This window comes from Pseudomonas asgharzadehiana, assembly GCF_019139815.1.
GTDB classification, from domain to species: Bacteria; Pseudomonadota; Gammaproteobacteria; order Pseudomonadales; family Pseudomonadaceae; genus Aquipseudomonas; species Aquipseudomonas asgharzadehiana.
In genome coordinates this window covers 645,490-661,805 of sequence record NZ_CP077079.1, presented here as the reverse complement: position 1 = coordinate 661,805, position 16,316 = coordinate 645,490, and the positions used below count along the sequence as shown (strand labels likewise).

Genomic DNA, 16,316 nt, shown 5'->3' with positions numbered 1-16,316 from the left:
CCGCCCTCGCCACGGATAATGCCCAGTTTTTCCACCTGCGCATCGCGCGCCGCCGCTTGCGGTCGAAAGAGAACACCATGAAAGACACCATTCGCCAGCTGATCCAACAAGCCCTCACCCAACTCGTCAACGAAGGTGTGTTGCCTGAAGGCCTGACGCCGGCGATCCAGGTGGAAAACACCCGCGACAAGACCCACGGTGACTTCGCCAGCAACATTGCGATGATGCTGTCCAAGCCCGCCGGCATGAAACCGCGCGACCTGGCGGAAAAAATCATCGCCGCGCTGCCGGTCGACGAGAGTGTCACCAAGGCCGAAATCGCCGGCCCCGGCTTTATCAACTTCTTCCAGAACACCCAGGCCCTGGCCTCGCGCCTGGACGCCGCGCTGGCTGACGCAAAAATAGGCGCCCGCAAGGCCGGCGCCAACCAGCGCGTGGTCGTCGACCTGTCGGCACCGAACCTGGCCAAAGAGATGCACGTGGGCCACCTGCGCTCCACCATCATTGGCGACGGCGTGGCGCGGGTGCTGGAGTTTCTCGGCGACAACGTGATCCGTCAGAACCATGTGGGCGACTGGGGCACCCAGTTCGGCATGCTGATGGCGTACCTGCAAGAGAACCCCATCACCAGCAATGAGCTGTCGGACCTGGAGAACTTCTACCGCGCCGCCAAGAAGCGCTTTGACGAATCCGAAGAATTCGCCGACCGCGCCCGTGGCCTGGTGGTCAAGCTGCAGGCCGGCGACGCCGAATGCCTGGAGCTGTGGAACCGCTTCCGTGAGATTTCCCTGTCCCACTGCCAGGAAATCTACGAACTGCTCAACGTCAAATTGACCATGGCCGACGTGATGGGCGAAAGCGCCTACAACGACGACCTGATCAATGTGGTCAACGACCTCAAGGCCAAGGGCCTGTTGGTGGAGAGCAACGGCGCGCAGTGCGTGTTCCTTGAAGAATTCAAGACCGCCGACGGCGAGCCGTTGCCGGTGATCATCGTCAAGGCCGATGGCGGTTACCTCTATGCCACCACCGACCTGGCCGCCGTGCGCTATCGCAGCGGCGTGCTCAAGGCTGACCGTGCGTTGTACTTCGTCGACCAACGCCAGGCCCTGCACTTCCAGCAGGTGTTCGAAGTGGCGCGTCGCGCGGGCTTCGTCACCCACCCGATGCACATGGAACACATGGGCTTCGGCACCATGAACGGCGCCGATGGCCGCCCGTTCAAGACCCGCGATGGGGGCACCGTCAAGCTGATCGACCTGCTCAACGAAGCCCAGGATCGCGCCTACAGCCTGGTCAAGGAAAAGAACCCGGAACTGGCCGAGGCCGACCTGCGCAACATCGCCCGCGTGGTGGGCATCGGCGCGGTCAAATATGCCGACCTGTCCAAGCACCGCACCAGCGACTACAGCTTCAACTTCGAACTGATGCTCAACTTCGAAGGCAATACCGCGCCGTACCTGCTCTACGCCTACACCCGCGTGGCCGGTGTGTTCCGCAAGCTGGGCAAGGACTTCAACGAAGTCGAAGGCCGGATCATGCTGGACGCGCCCCATGAACTGGAACTGGCGGCGAAACTGGCGCAATTTGGCGAAGTGTTGAACAGCGTCGGCGAGAAAGGCACGCCGCACATCCTGTGCAGCTACCTGTATGAAGTGGCCGGCCTGTTCTCCAGTTTCTACGAGAACTGCCCGATCCTCAGCGCCGACGACGAAGCCCAGAAGCAAAGTCGCCTGCGCCTCGCCGCACTGGCTGGACGGACCCTCAAGCAAGGCCTGGAACTGTTGGGCCTGGAAACTCTGGAGCGTATGTAAGTTGGCTGCCAAGAAAAAACCTGCACCCAAGCGCGGCGCCAGCCGCTACCAGGCCCCGGCGAAAAAGCCGATCCCAGGCTGGTTGTGGATGGCCATCGGCCTCTCGGTCGGCGCGTTTGTGGTGTTCCTGATGAAGCTGGATCCGGGCCAGGGCGATGACGTCAAACGGGTCAAGCAGGAACAGCAGAAGGCCACCAAAATCGCCGAAGCCAACAAGACCGCGCCGAGCCCGACCGCACCAGTGAAGCCCAAATACGACTTCTACACGCTGCTGCCAGAATCGGAAGTGATCGTGCCACCTGACGCCGTGCCGGAGAAAACCCTGCCGCTTCCGCAGGTGCCGACCACCCCGGTGACGCCGGCGGAAGCGGCGAAAATCGACACCGCACGCGCCCAGGCGGCACTGGCCGGCATCACCCCGCCACCTGCTCCGCCGGTTGCCGAAACCAAGGCGGCGCCGGTGACCAAGTTCTTCCTGCAGGCGGGTTCGTTCCCCAAGCAGGCGGATGCGGACCGTGTACGCGCGCAGATCATCCTGCTGGGCCAGTCGGTGACGGTGGAGTCTGGCACCGTGAAGGACGCGACGTGGTATCGCGTGCTGGTGGGGCCGTTCAGCAACCGTGAACAACTGACCGTGGCGCAGAAACAATTGGCTGGAGCAGGGTTTAGCAACCTGTTGTTACAACAACGCCAGAGCCGCTGATTCAGGCTCAACATGGATCAAAATGTGGGAGGGGGCTTGCCCTCGATGGCGGGCTGTCAGTCGATGAATCTGGTGACTGACACACCGCTATCGGGAGCAAGCCCCCTCCCAAATTGGCTTCTCGGTGTTCTCGAAAGGGTGTCAGACCAATAGACACCATTCGTCCGCACTAAGCACTCAAGGTTGAAATCACCCCCACCACCCCCATATGAGTTTCCATCAGGGCATTTTCGCCCCGCTGCGTGGAGACTCTCCCCTTGACCACCATCGTTTCAGTACGTCGCCACGGCAAAGTCGTCATGGGCGGCGACGGCCAGGTTTCCCTGGGTAATACCGTGATGAAAGGCAACGCGAAAAAAGTGCGTCGCCTGTACCACGGTCAGGTACTCGCCGGCTTCGCGGGCGCCACCGCCGATGCCTTTACCCTTTTTGAGCGTTTCGAAGGCCAGCTTGAAAAACATCAGGGCCACCTCGTGCGCGCTGCCGTCGAACTCGCCAAAGAGTGGCGCACCGACCGCTCCCTCAGCCGCCTGGAAGCCATGCTGGCCGTGGCCAACAAAGACGCGTCCTTGATCATCACCGGCAATGGCGATGTGGTTGAGCCTGAACATGGCCTGATCGCCATGGGTTCCGGCGGTGGTTACGCCCAGGCCGCGGCCAGCGCACTGCTGAAGAAAACCGACCTGTCGGCCCGGGAAATCGTCGAGACCGCCCTGGGCATCGCCGGCGATATCTGCGTGTTCACCAACCACAACCAGACCATTGAGGAGCAGGACCTCGCCGAGTAAGCCGTAGGCTTATTCCTGCTTGAGGCCGCCAAACACTATGTCCATGACTCCCCGCGAAATCGTCCACGAACTTAACCGCCATATCATCGGCCAGGACGATGCCAAGCGCGCCGTTGCCATCGCCCTGCGTAACCGCTGGCGCCGGATGCAACTGCCCGAAGAACTGCGCGTTGAAGTGACGCCCAAGAACATCCTGATGATCGGCCCGACCGGTGTCGGTAAAACCGAGATTGCCCGGCGCCTGGCCAAACTGGCCAATGCACCGTTCATCAAGGTCGAAGCGACCAAGTTCACCGAAGTCGGCTATGTGGGCCGGGACGTCGAGTCGATCATCCGTGATCTGGCCGACGCCGCCCTGAAGATGCTGCGCGAACAGGAAGTGACCAAGGTCAGCCACCGCGCCGAAGACGCCGCCGAAGAGCGCATCCTCGATGCCCTGCTGCCACCGGCGCGCATGGGCTTCAACGAAGATGCCGCGCCGTCGTCGGATTCCAACACCCGCCAACTGTTCCGCAAGCGCCTGCGCGAAGGCCAGTTGGATGACAAGGAAATCGAGATCGAAGTTGCCGAAGTGTCTGGCGTGGACATCTCCGCACCGCCTGGCATGGAAGAAATGACCAGCCAGTTGCAGAACCTGTTCGCCAACATGGGCAAGGGCAAGAAGAAAAGCCGCAAGCTCAAGGTGAAAGAGGCGCTCAAGCTGGTGCGCGATGAAGAAGCCGGGCGCCTGGTGAACGAGGAAGAGCTCAAGGCCAAGGCCCTCGAAGCGGTCGAACAACATGGCATCGTGTTTATCGATGAGATCGACAAGGTGGCCAAGCGCGGCAATTCCGGCGGCGTCGACGTGTCCCGCGAAGGCGTGCAGCGTGACCTGCTGCCGCTGATCGAAGGCTGCACCGTCAACACCAAGCTGGGCATGGTCAAGACCGACCACATCCTGTTCATCGCCTCCGGCGCGTTCCACCTGAGCAAGCCAAGCGACCTGGTGCCGGAGTTGCAAGGCCGCCTGCCGATCCGCGTGGAGCTCAAGGCCCTGACCCCGGGCGACTTCGAACGCATCCTCAGCGAACCGCATGCCTCGCTGACCGAGCAATACCGCGAACTGCTGAAAACCGAAGGGCTGGGCATCGAGTTCCAGGCCGACGGCATCAAGCGCCTGGCGGAGATCGCCTGGCAGGTCAATGAAAAGACCGAGAACATCGGTGCCCGTCGCCTGCACACACTGCTTGAGCGCCTGCTTGAGGAAGTGTCCTTCAGCGCAGGCGACATGGCTGGTGCGCAGAATGGCGAGGCGATCAAGATCGACGCTGACTACGTCAACAGCCACTTGGGCGAATTGGCGCAGAACGAAGATTTGTCGCGGTATATCCTGTAAGCCGCACACCGAACTGCTTTGCTTCAATGTGGGAGGGGGCTTGCTCCCACATTTCAGGGTTATCTCCAATGTCCAAATTTCCGACTGCCGTAAACCTGCACAAAACCTCCAACACCCTCAGCCTCACTTACGGGCCGGATGAAACCTATCAACTGCCCGCCGAATTCCTGCGAGTGCACTCCCCTTCCGCCGAGGTCCAGGGCCACGGCAAACCCATTCTGCAATACGGCAAGCTCAACGTCAGGTTGATCAAGCTGGAACCGGCCGGTCAGTACGCACTGAAATTGACCTTCGACGATGGGCATGACAGCGGGCTGTTCACGTGGGACTACCTCTACCAATTGGCCGTGCGTCAGGACGCGCTGTGGGCCGATTATCTCGCCGAGCTCAAGGCTGCCGGAAAAACCCGCGACCCGAGTCAGTCGGTCGTGCGGCTGATGCTCTAGCCCAGGCTTCTTGCTCTTTAGAGGGCATTTTCTAATTTCATCTGCTTGAATGCCCTGTCTCGTGGCCAACGATTGGCCCGCTTGCGAAAAAAATTAAACTCGGGTAACCAATGGAACTGGCAAGTTCCCTGCATTTGACGATGCGGTATCAACGGTCACCCGAGTCGCAGTACCAGGCTTGTGTTGTGTATCGAAACTTCGTACGCAGCGGTACCCGGTACTCGTCTTTCGGACAATGGAGCGTCGTAGATGAGTAACAAGAACAACGATGACTTGAAACGCCAGGCCTCGGAAAACACCCTGGGGCTGAACCCGATCATCGCGTTACGCAAAAAGGATTTATTGGCCTCGGCGAAGATGGTGCTGACCCAAGCCATCAAGCAACCGTTGCACAGCGTCAAACACGTCGCCCACTTTGGTGTGGAACTCAAGAATGTGATGTTCGGCAAATCCGCGCTGGTGCCCGAGAGCGACGACCGTCGCTTTCACGACCCGGCCTGGAGCCAGAACCCGCTCTACAAACGCTACCTGCAAACCTACCTGGCGTGGCGCAAGGAACTGCACGACTGGATCGGTGACAGTAACCTTCCCGCACAGGACATCAGCCGCGGCCACTTCGTGATCAACCTGATGACCGAAGCCATGGCACCGACCAACAGCGCGGCCAACCCGGCGGCGGTCAAACGCTTCTTCGAAACCGGCGGCAAGAGCCTGCTCGACGGTCTGTCGCACCTGGCCAAAGACATGGTGCACAACGGCGGCATGCCGAGCCAGGTCAATATGGGCGCCTTTGAAGTCGGTAAATCGCTGGGCACCACCGAAGGCGCTGTGGTGTTTCGCAATGACGTGCTGGAGCTGATCCAGTACAAGCCGATCACCGAGCAGGTGCACGAGCGCCCGCTGCTGGTGGTGCCGCCGCAAATCAACAAATTCTATGTGTTCGACCTGAGCCCGGATAAAAGCCTGGCGCGCTTCTGCCTGCGCAATGGGCAGCAGACGTTTATCGTCAGCTGGCGCAACCCGACCAAGGCCCAGCGTGAATGGGGCCTGTCGACCTATATCGAGGCGCTCAAGGAAGCGGTGGATGTGGTCACGGCGATCACCGGCAGCAAAGACATCAACATGCTCGGCGCCTGCTCCGGCGGCATCACCTGCACGGCCCTGCTCGGTCACTACGCCGCGCTGGGGGAGAAAAAGGTCAACGCCCTGACCCTGCTGGTCAGCGTGCTCGACACCACCCTGGACACTCAGGTGGCCTTGTTCGTCGACGAGCAAACCCTGGAAGCAGCCAAGCGCCACTCCTACCAGGCCGGCGTGCTGGAAGGCCGCGACATGGCCAAAGTGTTCGCCTGGATGCGCCCCAACGACCTGATCTGGAATTACTGGGTCAACAACTACCTGCTGGGCAACGAGCCGCCGGTGTTCGACATCCTGTTCTGGAACAACGACACCACGCGCTTGCCCGCGGCGTTCCACGGTGACCTGATCGAGCTGTTCAAGAACAACCCGCTGGTGCGCCCCAACGCGCTGGAAGTGTGCGGCACCCCCATCGACCTCAAGCAAGTGACTGCCGATATCTATTCACTGGCCGGTACCAACGACCACATCACGCCGTGGCAGTCTTGCTACAAGTCGGCGCAGCTGTTTGGCGGCAAGGTGGAGTTCGTGCTGTCCAGCAGCGGGCATATCCAGAGCATCCTCAACCCGCCCGGCAACCCCAAGGCACGCTATCAGACCAGCGACAGCCTGGCGGGCAAGCCGCTGGAATGGCAAGAAAACGCGACCAAGCACACGGATTCGTGGTGGCTGCATTGGCAGGCCTGGCAGGCGGAACGGGCGGGCAAGCTGAAGAAGGCGCCGACGTCATTAGGCAATAAAACGTACGTCGCAGCCGAAGCGGCACCTGGAACCTATGTACACGAGCGCTAGATTGAAATGGGATCAAATGTGGGAGGGGGCTTGCTCCCGATAGCGGTGTGTCAGTCAGCTGATCCATTGGCTGAGCAATTGCAATCGGGAGCAAGCCCCCTCCCCCATTTGGCCCGCACTCCGGCTGTAACACTTCACAGGGCTTGAGCATGCCGCAACCGTTCATCTTCCGTACCATCGACCTGGATGGCCAGACCATCCGCACGGCGGTACGCCCAGGCAAGCCTCACTTGACGCCGCTGCTGATTTTCAACGGCATCGGCGCCAACCTTGAGCTGGTGTTTCCGTTTGTACAGGCGCTGGACCCGGACCTGGAAGTGATCGCCTTCGATGTACCGGGCGTGGGCGGTTCGTCCACGCCCAAGCGGCCCTACCGCTTTCCCGGCCTGGCCAAACTCACCGCGCGCATGCTCGATTACCTGGATTATGGCCAGGTGAATGCGGTTGGGGTGTCCTGGGGCGGGGCGCTGGCGCAGCAGTTTGCCTATGACTACCCGGAGCGCTGCAAGAAGTTGATTCTGGCCGCCACCGCGGCCGGCGCCTTTATGGTGCCGGGCAAGCCCAAGGTGCTGTGGCTGATGGCCAGCCCACGCCGCTACATCCAGCCGTCCCACGTGGTGCGCATCGCGCCGATGATTTATGGCGGCTCATTCCGCCGCGATTCCAAGCTGGCCGCCGAGCATGCCAGCAAAGTGCGCTCGGCCGGCAAGCTCGGCTATTACTGGCAGCTGTTCGCCGGGCTGGGCTGGACCAGCATCCACTGGCTGCACAAGATCCGCCAGCCAACCCTGGTACTGGCGGGGGACGACGACCCGCTGATCCCGCTGGTCAACATGCGCATGCTCGCCTGGCGCATTCCCAACGCACAGTTGCACATCATCGATGACGGGCATCTGTTCCTGATCACCCGGGCCGAGGCCGTGGCACCGATCATCATGAAGTTTCTGGAGGAGGAGCGCCTGCGCGCCGTGATTCACCCAAGACCCGCGGTGTAGGACCACACCGCCGCGCAACTTGCCGGGAACCGGCTATGGTTCTGAATTGGCGTGCCTGTTGATGGTTTGACGAAGGAGTGTTGGCTCATGCGAGAAAGACCCGTGACGAACCCGGCGCCCACCCCTGCCGCGTTTATCAATGCGCAAAACGCAATCACCGGCCTGCGCGGCCGGGATTTGCTGTCCACGCTGCGTAACGTTGCCGCTCACGGCCTGCGCAACCCGGTGCATACCGCCCGTCACGCCCTGGCCCTGGGTGGCCAATTGGGTCGCGTGCTGCTCGGGGAGACGGTGCATGAACCCAACCCGCGCGACAGCCGCTTCGTCGACCCCACCTGGACGCTCAACCCCTTCTACCGGCGCAGCCTGCAAGCCTATCTGAGCTGGCAGAAACAGACTCGCCACTGGATCGATGACAGCGCCCTGAGCGCCGACGACCAGGCCCGCGCGCACTTTGCCTTGGCCCTGATCAATGACGCGGTGTCGCCCTCCAATACCCTGCTCAACCCGCTGGCGATCAAGGAACTGCTCAACTCCGGCGGCAACAGCGTGGTGCGCGGTGTGAGCAACCTGTTCGACGACCTGCTGCACAACAATGGCCTGCCGCGCCAAATCAGCAAGCATGCATTCGAAGTGGGCAAGACCGTCGCCACCACCCCAGGCTCGGTGGTGTTTCGCAATGAGCTGCTGGAGCTGATCCAGTACAAGCCCATGAGCGAAAAACAGTACGCCAGGCCGCTGTTGATCGTGCCGCCGCAGATCAACAAGTACTACATTTTCGACCTGAGCCCGGCCAACAGCTTTGTGCAATACGCGCTCAAGAATGGCTTGCAGACGTTCATGGTCAGCTGGCGCAACCCCGACGTGCGGCATCGCGAATGGGGTCTTTCCACTTATGTGGCGGCGCTAGAGGAAGCACTCAACGTGTGCCGGGCGATCACCGGTGCCCGCGAGGTCAACCTGATGGGCGCCTGCGCCGGCGGCCTGACCATCGCCGCCCTGCAAGGCCACCTGCAAGCCAAGCGTCAGTTGCGACGCGTCTCCAGCGCCAGCTACCTGGTGAGCCTGCTCGACAGCCAGATCGACGGCCCGGCCATGCTGTTCGCCGATGAGCAGACCCTGGAAGCCGCCAAGCGCCGCTCCTACCAGCAAGGCGTGCTGGACGGCCGCGACATGGCCAAGGTGTTCGCCTGGATGCGCCCCAATGACCTGATCTGGAACTACTGGATCAACAACTACCTGCTGGGCAAGGAACCGCCGGCCTTCGACATCCTGTACTGGAACAACGACAACACCCGCCTGCCCGCTGCGCTGCATGGCGACCTGCTGGATTTCTTCAAGCACAACCCACTGACCCACGCGGGCGGCCTGGAGGTGTGCGGCACGCCCATCGACTTGCAGAAAGTCACGGTGGACAGCTTCAGCGTCGCCGGGATCAACGACCACATAACGCCGTGGGACGCGGTGTACCGCTCCACGCAATTGCTCGGGGGCGACCGGCGCTTCGTGCTGTCCAACAGCGGGCATATCCAGAGCATCCTCAACCCGCCGGGCAACCCCAAGGCCAACTACGTCGAGAACCCCAAGCTGAGCAGCGACCCGCGCGCCTGGTACTACGACGCCAATCATGTCGAAGGCAGCTGGTGGCCGCAGTGGCTGGACTGGATCCAGCAGCGCTCGGGCGTGCAACGCGAAACCCTTACCGCCCTGGGCAACCAGAATTACCCACCGATGGAAGCGGCGCCGGGCACTTACGTGCGTGTGCGCTGAGCTCAACGATCACATTAAGAAGACTGGATGAAGACCCGCGACCGTATCCTTGAATGCGCCCTGCAGTTGTTCAACCAAAAGGGCGAGCCGAACGTGTCGACCATGGAAGTCGCCAACGAAATGGGGATCAGCCCCGGCAACCTCTACTACCACTTCCATGGCAAGGAGCCGCTGGTACTTGGGTTGTTCGAGCGCTTTCAAAACGAGCTGGCGCCGCTGCTCGACCCACCGGCGGACGCACAGCTGGAGGCCCAGGATTACTGGCTGTTCCTGCACCTGATCGTCGAACGTTTGGCCCATTACCGGTTTTTGTTCCAGGACCTGTCCAACCTGGCCGGGCGCCTGCCGAAACTGGCCAAGGGCATTCGCCACCTGCTCACCGCGCTCAAGCGCACCCTGGCGTCATTGCTGGCGCGGCTGAAGGCGGCCGGGCAGTTGGTCAGCGACACCCAGGCGCTGGGGCAGTTGGTGGAACAGATCACCATGACCTTGCTGTTTTCCCTGGACTACCAGCGCATCCTCGACCGCGAAGGCGAGGTGCGGGTGGTGGTCTACCAGATCATGATGCTGGTGGCGCCCCATCTGTTGCCGCCCGCACGCCAGGCAACGCAACGCCTGGCGCTGCGTTATCTGGACGATCCGACTTGACCGGCGGTTATGCCGGCTTGCCGAACTGCTGAGTGAACTTGAACAGTTCACTGTCGCTGGAAATACCCAGCTTTCGATAAGCCGATTGTTTTTGCGTGCTGATCGTACTTGCGCTGCGCGAAAACTTGGCGGCAATTGAATTGACGCTCATCCCGTCCAGAAAACACCTTAGTACTTCCTGTTCCTTGGGCGTGAGGCCGCTACTGAGTTGCAGAGCGCTCGCCAAGTCCGCCTGTTTATTTGCAACATCACGCCCCGCGTGCAGGTCTTGCAGTGCCAATACACTACTGGGCTGTAGATAAAGACGCCCCTGGGCAACCGTTCGAATAGCCGTGAACAGGTCCGCCAGGTTTTGCGTTTTACCCAGGATCCCCCAGCACCCGGCCTTCAATGACAATGAAACGGTGGCCGGCGTGCAGTGCGAAAACACCACCAACGGCCGGCAACTGCTAAAGCGCCTGTGCAGCGCTTTAATCAGGCTGAGGCCATCGAGGTCCGACGGCGCCAGGGCGAAGTCCATGACCACCACATCCGCCAACCGCCGGGATAGCGCCTCCAGCAGGTCTCGCGCCGTGGCGAAGGAACCGATCACTTCGATATCGGACTCTTTACTCAGGCTCAGCTCAATGCCTTGGCGAACCATTTCATGGTCATCCAACAACATCACGGTATACGCAGTGGAAGTACGCATCTGAACACCTGCGTCGGTAAATACAACACGCTGAGCCCGGTATAGCTCAGCACTTGAGCGGCTTCAATATTAAGGCAGGTTATTTAATGCCGCGCCTTACAGTAATAACTGAAGGAAACAGCTGAGTCGTTTTCTTACACACAGAAACGCAACTTCAAAATCAATAAACAAAACAACACGATTTCGAACAATCACGAACGGTTATTCGTAGGTTTTCTATAGAGCGCGTTCAACTTTTGATACAAATTGTCCTCAACGCCAATCCAGAAAGATGCGATCGCCAAGACCCAGGCCGCATTAACCGGAGGCGAGTTACACCTCACTTAATAACTGGACATACGATGAACCTTTACGCTCTCTCCACCGCCGCGGCCGTTCTTGCCTTGAGTGCTGCGGCAAATGCCGCTGACGGTGTGATCAACTTCACCGGGCTTGTCTCCGATGTGACCTGCACAATCGAAAGTGCAACGGCGGGCACCCGCGCAGTGGTCAAAAACGTCAACCTGGGCGGCGTGAGCGCTTCGCGACTGGCAACCGCGGGCAGTCGCTCCAACCTGACCGGTTTCACGATTCGTATCGGTGCGCCCGGCGAGGCCAGTTGCACCAATGGGCGCACCGCCATGGTTGCCTTCGACCCCACCAGCCCGGCCATCGATGTAGCCACCGGGCGCCTGAATATCGATGGTCACGACGACCCGGCCGACACCACCACCGCCAAGAACGTGCAAGTTGAAATAACGCGCCGCGACGGCGTCCCGATCAATGTCTACACCGATAAATCCGATGGCGTGGTGATTGCCGACAACCAGGCCATCATCCCCCTGGCAGCACAAATGTTCGCCAGTGGCGCCGCGACCGAAGGCACGGTCAAGACGCGTGTCGGCTTTATGGTCGAGTACGCCGAGTAGAGCGCCGCCAGGAGCGCGAAGCGATCACCATGATGAAAACAATCACCGCCCTCGTGCTTGCCTGCTGTGCCGTTGCAGGCCTGCCCGCGTTTGCGCCGCCCGCCATGGCCGGCGTGATTGTGCATGGCACTCGGGTGATCTACCCCGCCGAGCGGCAGGAGGTGATTGTGCGCCTGGAGAACAAGGGAGACCGCCCGACGCTGGTACAGACGTGGCTCGACAGCGGTGACCGACACTCCACCCCGGCAACCGCCCAGACGCCGTTCGCCCTTTCACCGCCCTTGTTTCGCATCGAGCCCAACCAGCAGCAGGCACTGCGCCTGCGCTATACCGGCGAACCGCTGCCCGTCGACCGCGAACGGCTGTTCTGGCTCAACGTGCTGGAGGTGCCGCCGCTGTCGGCCGATGCCGCGCAGAACAACCAGCTCGAAATGTCGTTTCGCACGCGTTTGCGGGTGTTCCTGCGGCCGGCGTCGCTGCCTTATCCGGTCACGGCGGCCGCCTCAAAATTGCAGTGGCGCCTGGTGGCCCATGATCGCGGGTTCGCCCTGCAGGCCAGCAACCCCACGCCGTACCATATTTCGTTGGCCACGGTGGTATTGGTCAGCGGCGCCAAGCGGTTCAGCAAGGCACCGAACCAGGCCGCCGACGACAGCCTGATGCTGCCGGCAGGCGACGTGAAGCGGTTTGTATTGCCCCAATTGCGCAACCCCCCCAGCCACGCGGCCAGGGTGGAGTTCACCACGGTCAGCGACTTTGGCGCCCGAGTGCAGCACTCGGCTGACCTGACCTACAGCGGCGGATAACCCATGCAGGCGATGTCGGTTTTACCTGTGCTGGCGAGCATTGTGCTGATGAGCGCGCTCACGGCACACGCCGGTGTTGTCATCAACAGCACGCGGATTATTTACCCCCAGAACGACAAAGAGGTAACGGTCAGGCTGGAAAGCAAAAACCAGGTGCCGGTATTGGTCCAGGTCTGGCTGGATCGCGGCGATGAGCATTCAACCCCGGGGCTGACCGACATCCCCTTCGTCGCCACACCGCCGATTTTTCGCATGGAACCCGGCAAGCAACACGTGGTGCGCCTGGCCTACACAGGTGAAGCCTTAGCGCCTGCGCAAGAAAGCCTGTTCTGGTTCAACGTGCTGGAGGTGCCCTCACAGCCCCACGGCGCTCGGCACAGCAATCAATTGCAGTTGGCCTTCCGCACTCGTATCAAGCTGTTTTTGCGCCCACACAACTTGCCTTACGCGGTCGAGGCGGCGCCGGCAAAACTGCAGTGGCGACGCGTCTCGGGTGAGCACGGCCAAGCGCTGGAGGTCTTTAATCCGACGCCCTATCACCTGACCTTCGAACAGATCGACGTGCAGGTCTCGGGCCAGCGTCACCCCCGCAAATCGGCGGCGTCGGGCCCCGAAAACATGGTGATGCCCGGCGGGCGCAGGCGTTTCGAGCTGCCGACGCTCAGCTCTTTTCCAGGCCGCACGACCAACGTGGTGTTCCAGACCCTGGATGACTTTGGCGTAACGGTCTCCCACAACGCCGAGGTATTGCCATGACCGCGCACGGCCTTAGGGCATAGCCGGCTGGCGCCAATCATGGCCTGTCGCGGCAGGCCGGCCAGGTGATTCGCACCGCTTCGGTTGATGCCCATTGGCTTGGGCAGGGGCTCCCCATGCCCACATTTGCACAACCACTGTTTGAGTACGCTAAACATGAGTTTGAAGACAGCATCGGTGAGACACCAACGGTTCAAGCGTTCGGTGCGCGGCGTGTTGCTGGCGGGAAGCGCCCACGCACTGAGCGGCCACTGCGCCGAGCATGTCGAGTTCAACCCGGCGTTCTTCCCGGATGGCGCCGCCGGCTTGCAGGTTGATATTTCACGCTTCAACCAAGGCAATGTGGTGCTGCCCGGCAGCTATCGCACCGAGGTCTACCTCAACGGCCAGTGGATCGGCCGCGAGACATTGGCCTTTGCGGCCGTCGCCGGCCACAAGTCGGCGCAATTGTGCCTGGAGCGCGATGCGCTGCTCAGGTTCGGGATTGATCTGGCGGCGGTGCAAGCTTCCGCGCTTTCCAGCTGCGCTGACATCGCCGCGTACTTGCCAGGCGCCAGCAGCCAGTTTGAATCGGGCGAAAGCCGCCTGGACCTGCAAGTCCCGCAGATCTACCTCAAACGTCAGCCACGGGGTTATGTTGACCCCCAGCACTGGGACAGCGGCATCAATGCCGCTTTTGTGCGCTATAACGCCAATACCTTTGCCACACAGGCCGGTGATCGTTCGCTGAGTTCCAGCTACTTGGGCGTGAATGCGGGGCTCAATCTCGGCGATTGGCATTGGCGCCACAACGGCAGCTACACCCGCACCCAGACGACCTCCGGCTACCAACGCAGCGCCACGTATGTGCAGCGTGAAATCAGCGCATTGCAGGCCCAACTGACGGTGGGCGAACTCTACACGCCGGGTGAACTGTTCGACAGCGTACGCCTGCGCGGCACCAGCCTGGCCAGTGATGATCGGATGTTGCCTGACGCCCGGACCGGCTTTGCCCCGGTGGTGCGCGGCATCGCCGAAACCAACGCACGGGTCAGCGTGCGCCAGCGCGGGGTGCTATTGGACGAGGTGTCCGTGGCGCCCGGCCCGTTCGTGCTCAATGACCTGTTCCCCACCGGTTACGGCGGCGACCTCAGCGTGACGATCACCGAGGCCGACGGCCGCACCCGTGAATTCATCGTGCCGTTTGCCGCCAACGCCAACCTGCTGCGCCCCGGCTATCAACGCTACTCAGTCAGTGTCGGCACGCTGGATGAGATCGGCCTGCGCCACCCGCCTTCGCTGGCCCAGGCGACGTATCAACAAGGCCTGAGCAACCTGCTGACCGGCTACACCGGCGCGGTGCTCAGCGACGACTACCAATCGCAGTTGCTGGGCGCGGCCTTCAATACCCCGCTGGGTGCGCTGTCGCTCGACCTGACCCGCTCCAACGCTCGCCTGCCGGGCCACGGCTCGCGCGAGGGGCGAAGCGTACAGGTGCGCTACAGCAAGAACTTCGCCGACACAGGCACCCACTTTACCCTCGGTGCATACCGTTACTCCACCGCCGGTTTCCTCAGCGTGAGCGACGCCGCCCGCGTTCGCGACCTGGCTATCGACGGGTTCAAAGGCGACAGCGTCTCGCGCCTGCGCGACCGGATGGACATCAGCCTCAACCAGAGCCTGGGCAACGGCTCGGTTTTTTTGACCGGTTCCTCGCAGCACTATTGGAACCGCACCAATGGCAACCTGACCTTCACGGCCGGCTACAGCAGCCATTGGCAAAAGCTGCATTACACCGTCAGCGTGCAGCGCACCCGCGACCTGCTCAGCGAACGGGTCGACCAGCAGTTTGACCTGTCATTCAGCCTGCCATTGGGCCGCGGTGCGCGTTCACCGACCCTGACCACCACCGTCTATCGGGGCGACCAGAGCAGTGGCGAGCGCGTGAGCCTGGGCGGCAGCATGGGTGAGCGCAGCGAACTCAGTTATGGTTTGAACGCCAGCCGGGCCGACGGCAGCGGCAACGCCACCAGCGCCGACATGAAATACCAGACCAGCCATGGCGTGCTGTCCGCCGGCTACGGCCAGAGCAATGCCTATCGCTCGACATCGTTCGGCATGACCGGCGGCATCGTGGCCCATGCGGGCGGCGTGACGTTCGCCCCCGAACTGGGCGATACGGTTGGCATCGTCCAGGCACCGGGTGCGGTCGGCGCGCGCATCAATGGCAACCACGGCGCCCAGATTGGCCGGCGCGGCTTTGCCGTAGTGCCCCATCTCACGCCCTACCGCAAGAATGTCGTGGAGTTGGACCCCAAAGACCTTGCCGTCGACATAGAACTCAAGACCGCGTCGCACAACGTGGCACCCCGCGCCGGCGCGGTGGTGAAGCTGCAATTTGCGACCGTGAGCGGCCAGGCCCTGTTGATTACTGCACGGCGCGACGATGGCAGCGCGCTGCCGTTCGGCTCGGACGTATTCGATGAGGATGGCGCCAGCGTCGGGATTGTTGGCCAGGGCGGCAAAGCCTTTGTGCGCGTGTCCCGCCCGCAAGGGCAACTGACGGTCAAGTGGGGCGCGGGTGCGCAAACCCTGTGTCGGTTGACCTATGGCGCAGGCACGCCAGTTTCCAGCGATAACACCCAGCGGTTACGCCACCTGAACGCGGGCACCTGTGAAGCCGGCGCCAACCCTGTCTGAAAAACTCA

14 protein-coding genes are annotated in these 16,316 nt (G+C 61.7%); 13 read left to right on the top strand and 1 reads right to left on the bottom strand.

Features of this window, described 5'->3' with window-relative positions; all coding sequences use genetic code 11:
* Positions 1–77 precede the first annotated feature (77 nt).
* The 9 genes from argS (at position 78) to KSS96_RS02920 (ending at position 10,468) form a co-directional block, all read left to right on the top strand.
* A complete protein-coding gene (gene argS / locus KSS96_RS02960) occupies positions 78–1,814 on the top strand; it encodes an arginine--tRNA ligase (RefSeq protein ID WP_217855712.1) in 1,737 nt (578 codons plus the stop codon).
* Between the two features lies 1 nt (position 1,815).
* On the top strand, positions 1,816–2,517 hold the full coding sequence (locus tag KSS96_RS02955) for an SPOR domain-containing protein (RefSeq protein WP_217855710.1): 702 nt from the start codon (positions 1,816–1,818) through the stop codon (positions 2,515–2,517).
* A 257-nt stretch (positions 2,518–2,774) separates the two neighbouring features.
* On the top strand, positions 2,775–3,305 hold the full coding sequence (gene hslV, locus KSS96_RS02950) for an ATP-dependent protease subunit HslV (RefSeq protein WP_003171209.1): 531 nt from the start codon (positions 2,775–2,777) through the stop codon (positions 3,303–3,305).
* A 37-nt stretch (positions 3,306–3,342) separates the two neighbouring features.
* Positions 3,343–4,680, top strand: coding sequence for an ATP-dependent protease ATPase subunit HslU (hslU, locus tag KSS96_RS02945; RefSeq protein WP_003171208.1), 1,338 nt, complete (start codon positions 3,343–3,345; stop codon positions 4,678–4,680).
* A gap of 68 nt (positions 4,681–4,748) precedes the next feature.
* The gene (locus tag KSS96_RS02940) at positions 4,749–5,126 is read left to right on the top strand and encodes a gamma-butyrobetaine hydroxylase family protein (RefSeq protein WP_017526532.1); all 378 of its coding nucleotides are present in this window, start codon (positions 4,749–4,751) and stop codon (positions 5,124–5,126) included.
* A gap of 249 nt (positions 5,127–5,375) precedes the next feature.
* Entirely contained in the window at positions 5,376–7,055 is a 1,680-nt protein-coding gene (gene phaC, locus KSS96_RS02935) for a class II poly(R)-hydroxyalkanoic acid synthase (RefSeq protein WP_017526533.1), read from the top strand.
* A 149-nt stretch (positions 7,056–7,204) separates the two neighbouring features.
* On the top strand, positions 7,205–8,050 hold the full coding sequence (gene phaZ / locus KSS96_RS02930) for a poly(3-hydroxyalkanoate) depolymerase (RefSeq protein ID WP_017526534.1): 846 nt from the start codon (positions 7,205–7,207) through the stop codon (positions 8,048–8,050).
* Positions 8,051–8,137: 87 nt separating this feature from the next.
* Complete coding sequence (gene phaC, locus KSS96_RS02925; RefSeq protein ID WP_217855708.1) at positions 8,138–9,820, top strand: class II poly(R)-hydroxyalkanoic acid synthase; 1,683 nt, start codon at positions 8,138–8,140, stop codon at positions 9,818–9,820.
* A gap of 27 nt (positions 9,821–9,847) precedes the next feature.
* The gene (locus KSS96_RS02920) at positions 9,848–10,468 is read left to right on the top strand and encodes a TetR/AcrR family transcriptional regulator (RefSeq protein ID WP_065879491.1); all 621 of its coding nucleotides are present in this window, start codon (positions 9,848–9,850) and stop codon (positions 10,466–10,468) included.
* Between the two features lie 7 nt (positions 10,469–10,475).
* On the opposite strand, the gene KSS96_RS02915 is transcribed toward KSS96_RS02920, so the two are convergent.
* The gene (locus KSS96_RS02915; protein WP_017526537.1) at positions 10,476–11,159 is read right to left on the bottom strand and encodes a response regulator; all 684 of its coding nucleotides are present in this window, start codon (positions 11,157–11,159) and stop codon (positions 10,476–10,478) included.
* Between the two features lie 341 nt (positions 11,160–11,500).
* On the opposite strand from KSS96_RS02915, the gene KSS96_RS02910 reads away from it, so the two are divergent.
* The 4 genes from KSS96_RS02910 to KSS96_RS02895 all read left to right on the top strand — a co-directional run bounded on the left by KSS96_RS02910 (position 11,501) and on the right by KSS96_RS02895 (position 16,308).
* Positions 11,501–12,067 (top strand): fimbrial protein, encoded by a 567-nt coding sequence (locus KSS96_RS02910; protein WP_065879492.1) that lies wholly within the window; start codon positions 11,501–11,503, stop codon positions 12,065–12,067.
* Positions 12,068–12,099: 32 nt separating this feature from the next.
* Complete coding sequence (locus KSS96_RS02905; protein WP_065879525.1) at positions 12,100–12,873, top strand: fimbrial biogenesis chaperone; 774 nt, start codon at positions 12,100–12,102, stop codon at positions 12,871–12,873.
* Positions 12,874–12,885: 12 nt separating this feature from the next.
* Entirely contained in the window at positions 12,886–13,629 is a 744-nt protein-coding gene (locus KSS96_RS02900; protein WP_032883364.1) for a fimbrial biogenesis chaperone, read from the top strand.
* Positions 13,630–13,785: 156 nt separating this feature from the next.
* Positions 13,786–16,308, top strand: coding sequence for a fimbria/pilus outer membrane usher protein (locus KSS96_RS02895; RefSeq protein WP_217855706.1), 2,523 nt, complete (start codon positions 13,786–13,788; stop codon positions 16,306–16,308).
* The last annotated feature ends 8 nt before the right edge of the window (positions 16,309–16,316 follow it).

Excerpts from the sequence above, each read along its gene's own strand:
- KSS96_RS02915 (WP_017526537.1), bottom strand. The coding sequence starts at position 11,159 with ATGCGTACTTCCACTGCGTATACCGTGATGTTGTTGGATGACCATGAA.
- KSS96_RS02895 (WP_217855706.1), top strand. The coding sequence starts at position 13,786 with ATGAGTTTGAAGACAGCATCGGTGAGACACCAACGGTTCAAGCGTTCG.
- KSS96_RS02910 (WP_065879492.1), top strand. The coding sequence starts at position 11,501 with ATGAACCTTTACGCTCTCTCCACCGCCGCGGCCGTTCTTGCCTTGAGT.
- KSS96_RS02920 (WP_065879491.1), top strand. The coding sequence starts at position 9,848 with ATGAAGACCCGCGACCGTATCCTTGAATGCGCCCTGCAGTTGTTCAAC.
- phaC (WP_217855708.1), top strand. The coding sequence starts at position 8,138 with ATGCGAGAAAGACCCGTGACGAACCCGGCGCCCACCCCTGCCGCGTTT.
- KSS96_RS02905 (WP_065879525.1), top strand. The coding sequence starts at position 12,100 with ATGAAAACAATCACCGCCCTCGTGCTTGCCTGCTGTGCCGTTGCAGGC.
- phaC (WP_017526533.1), top strand. The coding sequence starts at position 5,376 with ATGAGTAACAAGAACAACGATGACTTGAAACGCCAGGCCTCGGAAAAC.
- argS (WP_217855712.1), top strand. The coding sequence starts at position 78 with ATGAAAGACACCATTCGCCAGCTGATCCAACAAGCCCTCACCCAACTC.
- hslU (WP_003171208.1), top strand. The coding sequence starts at position 3,343 with ATGTCCATGACTCCCCGCGAAATCGTCCACGAACTTAACCGCCATATC.
- KSS96_RS02900 (WP_032883364.1), top strand. The coding sequence starts at position 12,886 with ATGTCGGTTTTACCTGTGCTGGCGAGCATTGTGCTGATGAGCGCGCTC.
- phaZ (WP_017526534.1), top strand. The coding sequence starts at position 7,205 with ATGCCGCAACCGTTCATCTTCCGTACCATCGACCTGGATGGCCAGACC.
- KSS96_RS02940 (WP_017526532.1), top strand. The coding sequence starts at position 4,749 with ATGTCCAAATTTCCGACTGCCGTAAACCTGCACAAAACCTCCAACACC.